The organism is Nocardia sp. NPDC003345, assembly GCF_053589395.1.
This window is the reverse complement of the sequence record NZ_JBSFRU010000014.1, coordinates 34,084-41,875: the sequence shown is the minus strand read 5'-3', so window position 1 is coordinate 41,875 and position 7,792 is coordinate 34,084. Positions and strand designations below refer to the sequence as shown.

Annotated in this window: 7 protein-coding genes, 1 tRNA gene and 1 other RNA gene; 4 read left to right on the top strand and 5 right to left on the bottom strand. The window is 69.9% G+C overall.

The window, feature by feature from the left end; translation table 11 throughout:
- Positions 1 to 559, bottom strand: a 559-nt coding sequence (locus ACWDU1_RS03445) for a hypothetical protein (protein ID WP_449995575.1), incomplete at its 3' end; no start/stop codon positions are given.
- A gap of 134 nt (positions 560 to 693) precedes the next feature.
- Between ACWDU1_RS03445 and ACWDU1_RS03440 the strand changes: the two genes are divergently transcribed.
- Positions 694 to 779 (top strand) — tRNA-Ser (locus tag ACWDU1_RS03440).
- Between the two features lie 69 nt (positions 780 to 848).
- Here the strand turns inward: ACWDU1_RS03440 and ACWDU1_RS03435 are convergent.
- Positions 849 to 1,880, bottom strand: coding sequence for a hypothetical protein (locus ACWDU1_RS03435; RefSeq protein ID WP_449995573.1), 1,032 nt, complete (start codon positions 1,878 to 1,880; stop codon positions 849 to 851).
- Between the two features lie 144 nt (positions 1,881 to 2,024).
- Between ACWDU1_RS03435 and ffs the strand changes: the two genes are divergently transcribed.
- Positions 2,025 to 2,119, top strand: an RNA gene (gene ffs, locus ACWDU1_RS03430) — signal recognition particle sRNA small type.
- 235 nt (positions 2,120 to 2,354) lie between these two features.
- Positions 2,355 to 3,641 carry an aminotransferase class I/II-fold pyridoxal phosphate-dependent enzyme gene (locus tag ACWDU1_RS03425; RefSeq protein WP_449995571.1) on the top strand — a complete coding sequence of 429 codons (1,287 nt, stop codon included), beginning with the start codon at positions 2,355 to 2,357 and terminating at the stop codon, positions 3,639 to 3,641.
- Between the two features lie 20 nt (positions 3,642 to 3,661).
- Here the strand turns inward: ACWDU1_RS03425 and ACWDU1_RS03420 are convergent, their stop codons facing one another.
- Positions 3,662 to 4,468: a methyltransferase domain-containing protein gene (locus tag ACWDU1_RS03420; protein WP_449995581.1), complete on the bottom strand. Its 807-nt coding sequence runs from the start codon at positions 4,466 to 4,468 to the stop codon at positions 3,662 to 3,664.
- A gap of 117 nt (positions 4,469 to 4,585) precedes the next feature.
- On the opposite strand from ACWDU1_RS03420, the gene ACWDU1_RS03415 reads away from it, so the two are divergent.
- Entirely contained in the window at positions 4,586 to 5,158 is a 573-nt protein-coding gene (locus ACWDU1_RS03415; RefSeq protein ID WP_449995569.1) for an HhH-GPD-type base excision DNA repair protein, read from the top strand.
- Between the two features lie 19 nt (positions 5,159 to 5,177).
- Here the strand turns inward: ACWDU1_RS03415 and ACWDU1_RS03410 are convergent, their stop codons facing one another.
- Both ACWDU1_RS03410 and ACWDU1_RS03405 read right to left on the bottom strand, forming a co-directional pair.
- Positions 5,178 to 5,891 carry an ESX secretion-associated protein EspG gene (locus ACWDU1_RS03410; RefSeq protein WP_449995567.1) on the bottom strand — a complete coding sequence of 238 codons (714 nt, stop codon included), beginning with the start codon at positions 5,889 to 5,891 and terminating at the stop codon, positions 5,178 to 5,180.
- Positions 5,891 to 7,738: a hypothetical protein gene (locus ACWDU1_RS03405; protein ID WP_449995565.1), complete on the bottom strand. Its 1,848-nt coding sequence runs from the start codon at positions 7,736 to 7,738 to the stop codon at positions 5,891 to 5,893. Before ACWDU1_RS03405 ends, ACWDU1_RS03410 begins: the two co-directional genes overlap by 1 nt.
- Positions 7,739 to 7,792: the final 54 nt, after the last annotated feature.

The window sequence follows — 7,792 nt, the reverse complement described above, 5'->3', positions numbered from 1 at the left end:
GCTGCAGGGTCAGCGCGGCCAGCAGTGCGTCGGAGAGGGTATCGGCCAGTTGCCGCCACTGCTTGTAATGCGGATCCGAGCCGACCAGACGCAGGACATTCGCCCGGTCCGAACCGGCTTCCAGGTCGTGGATCAGATCGCCGATCAGTTCATCGGTCCAGTCCTCGTCACGTCGTAACGCCTGGCAGATCCGGCTGGACATGCCCAGCGAATCCGCGACCACGGCGACCACGGTGTCACGCCGCCAGTGCTCACCCGATTGCAGCAACGCCACCGCGTGCGCGGATTTCACCTGGTGATGCGCGGCGTCCAGCTGCTGCCTAGCGGTATCGGCCTGGCGCTGCGCGCTATCGGTCTGCTGTTGCGTCGACGCGGACAGGGTGCGCGCGGCGCGGTCGTCGGCCGCCGCGATGGCGTCCCGGTTCGTCCGATTGTTGACCAGTACCGCGATTACGGCCACACCACCGAGCACGAGCGAGCCGAGCAGCGGCAGCCACGACTGCCACCAGGCCGGGGAACTCTGAACGATCTCGATCACCTGGGGATCCACGGCAGCCATCATGGCACCGTCGGGGCGGGCAGGCGCGACAGCCGTCACAAATCGTTGCCTCGCGTAGCGAACCGCACCGGTCCCGGGGGGCCGATGAGCGGGCGTTTTCACGATGCGAGCGGGTGACGGGTATGCTGCTCGGCGGAGGATTCGCCTAGTGGCCTATGGCGCTCGCCTGGAACGCGGGTTGGGTTAACAGCCCTCGCGGGTTCGAATCCCGCATCCTCCGCAACCGGCCCCCGCCGATGGACCCGATCCATCGGCGGGGGCCGTAATCTTCGCGGCGCGGGTATCCGCGCTATTCCCGCAGTTCGTCGAGAACTTTCCGGACCTGATCGCGGCACAGTTGATCGACGGTCGAGGTGTCGACGGGGCCGTCGTAGCTGATGTACATCGACACCTTGACCGAGATATTGCTGTCCTTCGCGGCGACCGAATAGTCCACGGTCTCGAACGAGGAGTAATCGCTGACGTGGGAGGCGTAATACGCTTCCTGGCCGAGGCCGCTCACCGATCCGGAGTCGTAGTCGGTACCGGTGGTGGCGGTATCGGTCTTCTTCCAGTCGTCGTAGCCGTAGGTGGTGTACTCACCGGTGAAGGCCACGTCCAGGGTGAGCCGGGCGCTGTTGGTATCGGCGCCCTCGTTGCTGATCCGGCAGTTGAGGGATCCGCCGCCGTAGTCGGTGGGAGCGTTCTCCTGGTGGGTGGTCTCATCGCGCGTGGCGGCCCACTGGTCCAGCACACCGGCGTCGATGAGATCGCAGGAGTTGGTGACCGACCCCATACCGTAGTCGCCCGCCCATTCCTGCTTCTTCTCGTCCTCGCCCGCGTTGAGCAGCGCGATTCCGCCGCCACAGACCACGACCACCACGAGCAGCACGACACCGACGACGATGAGCGCGGTGTTGTTCGACCGCGAGCGGGGATACCCGGTCGGCGCGGGAAAGCCGGGTCGTGGTCCCGGCCACTGCCCGCCGGGTGCCTGCCCCGGGACCGGGAACTGCTGACCACCGGGATGGGACTGGTGTGCGCCCGGGAATTGCTGTCCGCTCGGATACTGCTGCCCGCCGGAATGCGGCTGCTGACCGCTCGGGTACTGCTGCCCGCCGGAGTGCTGCTGACCGCTCGGATACTGCTGCTGTCCGCTGGAGTACGGCTGCCCGTGCTGATCGCTGGGAAAACCCTGGCCGGCGTTGGGGTTGACCATGGTGGCGTCGGGCACCGAACTCCCCGACTGCGGCCGGGCCGGATCGGAACCGGCGCCCCCGGGGGTCTCCCACCATTTCGTCTGCTCCGCCCGATCCCGCTCCGGCGGATTCGTATCCGTCATCCTCGCCATCCCCTCGTCCGGTGAGGGATATCCCCTCCCGCTGAGGAGAATGGTAGCGAGCGCCGGTCGTCCACCGGCGACGTCCGGCGAACACTCGCCCGCCCCCGGGGGGGCGCCCGGCGGGGAACAACCGCTACACTGGCCCACGGATCCCGCGCGGCGCGCATCCTGTGAACTCCCCCAGGGCCGGAAGGCAGCAAGGGTCAACGGGCTCTGCCGGGTGCGCGGGGTCCCCTTATTCCGGACCGTGTGTTTCGAGCCACGGCACCGGACCGGCGGTGGGGGCGCGGCCGAACCGATGACGATTCCCGGTCCCGGCGGTAGGAATTCGAATTTCCGCAGGGCGGACGGCGCCGCTGAACCCAACACCTCCCGGTGACGACCGCCGCCCGGGTAACGTGGCCCGGGGGTTGCCGTAACTCGCGGCATCCCCAGAACGCATACACCTCACCAGGTAGTTGGAAAGGCTCCAGGATGCCCCGGCAAACGCAGATCGGTTTGATGAGTTCCGACGAACTCGCCGCCGAGCACGAACTCCAGTCCGCGAACTACGCGACACTGCAGGCCGCTCAGCTGACCCTCGATCTGACCCGAGGCAAGCCCTCGCCGGAACAACTCGCCCTCTCCTCGGCCCTGCTCTCGCTGCCCGGCGACGGCGATTTCCGGGACGGCACCGGTACCGACTGCCGTAACTACGGTGGGCTGCACGGGCTTCCGGAGTTGCGCGCGATCTTCGGCGAACTCCTGGGGATCGATGTGGACAACCTGATCGCCGGCAACAACGCCAGCCTCGAGCTGATGCACGACACCATCGTCTTCGCCACCCTGTTCGGTTTCCCGGACTCGCCGCGCCGGTGGGCCGACGAGCCGGTGGTGAAATTCCTGTGTCCCAGCCCGGGATACGACCGCCATTTCGCGATCACCGAATCGCTGGGCTTCGAGATGATCCCCGTCCCGATGGGGCCCAACGGTCCCGACACCAGGGTCGTAGCCGACCTGCTCGCCGGTGATCCGCAGATCAAGGGGATGTGGGCGGTACCCAACTATTCGAATCCGACCGGATCCGTCTTCTCCGAAGACGTTGTCCGCGAACTCCTCTCGCTGCCCGCCGCCGCGCCGGACTTCCGCCTCTTCTGGGACAACGCGTACGCGGTGCATCCGCTGACCGATACCGCGGCCCCGGTGCTCGATGTGTTGAACCCGGCGGCCGCCGCCGGAAACCCGAACCGGCCCTTGGTCTTCGCGTCGACCTCGAAGATCACCTTCGCCGGTTCCGGCGTGAGCTTCCTGGGCGCCTCGACCGAGAACCTGAACTGGTACCTGGGTCATGCCGGGAAGAAGAGCATCGGGCCGGACAAGATCAACCAGCTGCGGCATCTGCGTTTCTTCACCGACGCCGCCGGGGTCCGGGCGCATATGCAGAAGCATCGCGCCATCCTGGAGCCGAAATTCGCCCTGGTCCTGCGCATCCTCGAGGAGCGTCTCGGCGCTTCGAAGGTGGCGTCCTGGACCGAGCCCAAGGGGGGCTACTTCATCAGCCTCGACGTGCTCGAGGGCACGGCCGCGCGGGTGATCGAGCTGGCCAAGGGCGCCGGTATCGCGCTCACCGCCGCCGGTTCGGCCTTCCCGTACAAGAACGACCCGGACGATAGGAACATCCGGATCGCGCCCAGTTTCCCGGCACTGCCGGAGCTGGAGCGGGCCATGGACGGCCTGGCGACCTGCGTCCTGCTGGCAGCGACCGAGAAACTGATCGGATAGGCGGTTTCCCGACCGGCGGGTCAGGCGGGTTTGCGGGCGTATACGGCGAACATGGTCACCGAGAGGTGGATATCGCCGGCGGCCGCACCCGCGGCCAGGTCGGCGAGGAGGCGCTCCCGCTCGGCCTCGGTGATCACCCGCCGCGCGACGGCCATCGCCGAGACCCGGCTGACCAGCGCGCCCGCTCCGACCGAGCGGTCCTGTACCAGGGCCTGCGAGCCGGTGGTCTCCACTTCGAGACCGGCCCGGGTGAGCAGGCCCTGCAGTCGGCGGCCGGAATACGGGTCGGTGGTCGCGGAGACGAGAGTGTCGATCACATCGCGGACCACGCGGTGGTCTCCGGGGTGCACGATCGCCGAACCCCAGTCCGCGTCCATCACCACGGTACGGCCGCCCGGCCGCAGCACCCGGGCGATCTCGCGGGCCGCCCGGGCCGGTGCGGTCAGATGCTGGAACACCCGCTCGCACAGCACCGCGTCGAAGGTGGCGGCGCCGAACGGGATGCCGTAGGCGTCGCCGGAGTGGAAGGTGGCCGTCGAATTCGCCGTCGCGGCGCGCTGTTCGGCGGCAGCCAGCAGATTCGGGTCGGGTTCCACGCCGACGGCGAAACCGGTGGGTCCCACCTCCTCGGCGAAGGTGATGACCTCGGAGCCGGTCCCGGATCCGAGATCCACGACGCTCTCACCCGGTTGTAGCGCGAGGGCTTCGTGCGCCCAGTCGCGCAATCTGGTGAGGCCGGGGAGAGTGGCCTGTAGATCGCGGATATCGACCAGCTGATCCTGGCCGGCGGCATCGAAACGGTCGGGGCGTAACCCGAAACTGTCCATGGGTCCGTGTCCATCCAGTGTGGTGGGTGGGTATATCGCCGTGTCTGGCATGGGGCGAGCCTAGCCGCTGGCGCCGCCGTGGGATCATCGCTGGTAGTCCAGAGTGAGGAGCACGGTATGGCCGAGTTGTGCCTGGCGCAGGACCCCGAGTCGGACGAACTGCTGTCGACGAGCCCCCTGGCGTTGGTGATCGGGATGCTCCTGGACCAGCAGTATCCCCTCGAACACGCCTTCCGCGGGCCGAAGAAGATCGCCGACCGAATGGGTGGGCTGGATATCCGCGCGATCGCCGCCGCCGATCAGGGCGAATTCGAGGAGATGGCCGCGACGCCCCCGGCCATCCACCGCTACGGCCGGTCCATGGCGCGGCGAATCCAGGACCTGGCCCGATACGTGATCGAGCAGTACGACGGCGATGTTACCGCGATCTGGACCGCCGGCGATCCGGACGGTAAAGAGGTACTGAAACGGCTGAAGGCGCTGCCCGGTTACGGCGACCAGAAGGCCCGAATCTTCCTCGCTCTGCTCGGCAAGCAGCTCGAAGTGCGTCCGGCGGGCTGGGAGGCCGCTGCCGGTGCCTACGCCGAACCCGGGTCGCGGCGGTCGGCGGCCGATATCGTCGATTCGGAGACGCTGCTCGAGGTGCGGGCGTTCAAGAAGGAGATGAAGGCCGCCGCGAAGCAGAAGTGAATCCCGCGACGCCGGGCGGTCAGCGGATACGGGCGAGGCGGATCAGTTCGGCCGCCAGCCCGGCCTCGTCCACGGGTGTCAGGGTGAGATGGCTGCCGGCGCTGAGCAGATAGCGGCCGTCGCCGGTGAAATCCAGCCAGGTGCGGTGGATCGGCGGCGGTGACATCGGATCATCGGGTGCCACCGCGATGGTGAAGAACCCGCGCGCGTCTATGGGCCGGTGCAGCGTCGCGCGTAGATTCGCGGCCCGGTCCGCGGCCGTGCCCCGACTGTCCGCCGGGTCCGGGCACAGCACCGCGGCGCGCGGCTCCCGGAGTACCGGGAGGGTGCCGGGGCGTGCCGGCCCCAGCGTATTGACCAGGTGTTTGCCCAGCGTCCGCGCATGGCAGGCCACCACCGTGATCGTGGCGGAATGCGCGCGGATCAGCGCACCCCAGTTCCCGAACGCCACCGCCACCGCGAGCACCGGATCGGGCCCGCGTTCCGCGCCGTCGAACTCGTCGCCGAAGACGGTCACCCGCGTGACATCGGTTCGGGCCACGAAGCGCAGTGTGCCGGTGAGGTCGGCGTCGCCGTTCGGCGGGAAACGACCCGGCAGGTCGAGTCGGTGCAAGGCCCGCTCGGTGGCGACGGTGCCGCGTGGCGCGAGGTCGATGGGATGGGGACGCCGGTCCAGCCCGGTCTCGGTCTGCCAGATATGGCTGAATTCGTCCGGCGTGAACACCCATTCCATCAGCGGCTCCCACCACCCGGATCGGCGCCACCCGGATCGGCGCCACCCTCGGCGCCGTCCGGATCGGCGCTGCCCGGCGCGACGCCGTCCGGATCGGCGCCGTCCGGTCTGCCGGAGCCGGTTTGCTCGCCGGGAACCGGCGGCACTCTCGGCGGGGTTTCGGTGAGCGCTTCGTTCGGCGTGTGCAGGTAGTCCGGGCTCGGCCGGGACCGGCGCGTGCCCGGTGCCGATGGCCCGGTCACCGGAACCGCGGCCGGAGGTAGCCGGGGTGGCCTCGTGCCCGGTGGGTCGGCCGCGTCGGTGGTGTCGTCCGGTTTTGTGTTCGAATCGGCGGGTTCGGGTCCTGTGGTCCCGCCGCCCGCGGCATCGGCGAGGCCGGGCGGGGACACGGGATCGGCGGGATGCGGGAGGCCCTGCCGTGGTGCGCCGGAGCCCGGCGTGGTCGCGGTGGGCCGGCCATCCGGGGTGGCCGTCCCGGGAAGCGCGGTTCCGGGGGGAGTCGCGGCCTGGCCGCCGGGGATCGTCGTTCCCGGGCCGCCGGGCGGCGCGGCCGGAACTCCGGCCGGGGCGGACGGGGGCGAACCGGGTAGGGCACGCGGCGCCCCGGGCGCTTCGGTCGTGATCCGCTCGCCGCCCGGGCCGGCGGCCGGACCGCTGAAGGTAGGTGTGGCGGAGTGGGTTCCGGGCGCCGAATCCGGTCTTACCCAGGCGGGCTCCGTGGACCGGAACCCCGCGGATTCGGTGTACGTGTCCTGGGCGGATCGGATGTACTCCGGGTCGCCGGAGCCCGGCAGGCCGGTTGCCGGGGCGGGGTCGGCAGTTCTACCGGCCGACGGGGATCCGGAAGTATCGCCGGTCGGATCGGTGCTCTCGGTGGTTCCCGCATCCGGGACCGGTTCGCCGGTGGATGTGTATTCGGAGGAAGTGCCGCCCGGGCCGGACTCCGCCGCCTCGGTAGCACCGAGGGCGGGCTCGGCCGGCACCGCGGGGCCGGAATCGCCCGATACCACCTTGGGGGCGGATTGCTCCTGGGTGGGCCGCGGTGCGGGTTCCGGGGATGGCGACGCGGGGAGCGTCGGCGCTTGCGGCGCCGCGGGTCCGTCGGCGCCCGGCGATTCCGGGACGGTTCCGTCGGGAGTCGAGGGCCGATCCGGCGGAGCCGGGCGGGATTCGTCCGGGGCATCGGCCGTCGACGGGTAACCGGTGAGCTGTGACGTTTCCGTGGAGGTGGATCTACCGGACGGAGCGGGGCCGGAATCGGTGCCTGTCGAGATCCCGGCCGGAGAGGGGAAGCGTGGGACCTGGTCGCCGCTGGCCGGAATGGCCGGGTTGTAGCGATAGGTCATGGCGTCCTGCGCCTCGGCGGTCTGCGTCGCGGCGGTGGTGTTGTAGGAGGTGCGGCGAGCCGGGCCCGTCGCGGCCTCGACCGCCGGGTCCGGGTCCGGCAGATACGGCGGAGGCGGGGCGGGGATCGCGGCGCGGACCGATTCGGCGGCGGTGGCATCGCCGGCGAGCAGCTGCCCGACCACCCGGCACACGGTGGCGGCATCGTCGCCCGCCCGGACCAGCGCCGCGGCCGCGCGGGCCGCTTCGGCGGCCGCGATACCGGACCATTCGCCGGAGAGGCGGGCGATATCGCGGGCGAACTCGTCGAAGGCCGTATCGACCGATTCGGCGGCCAGATCCCAGGCGCCGGCCAGACGGTTCAGTTCACCCGGGTCCAGCCGCTCGTGGACCAGATCCCAGATCTGCCGGTGGGTATAGGCGCCGAAGACCTCGCGGTCGGCCACATAGGCCGGATCCGTTCCGGTATCGGTCGTCCCGGTCTGCCCCTTGTGCGCCACCATCGGCCCCCTCGGTTGTCCGGTTCACCGTCGGCCGTCGTGGTCACGGCAAACCGG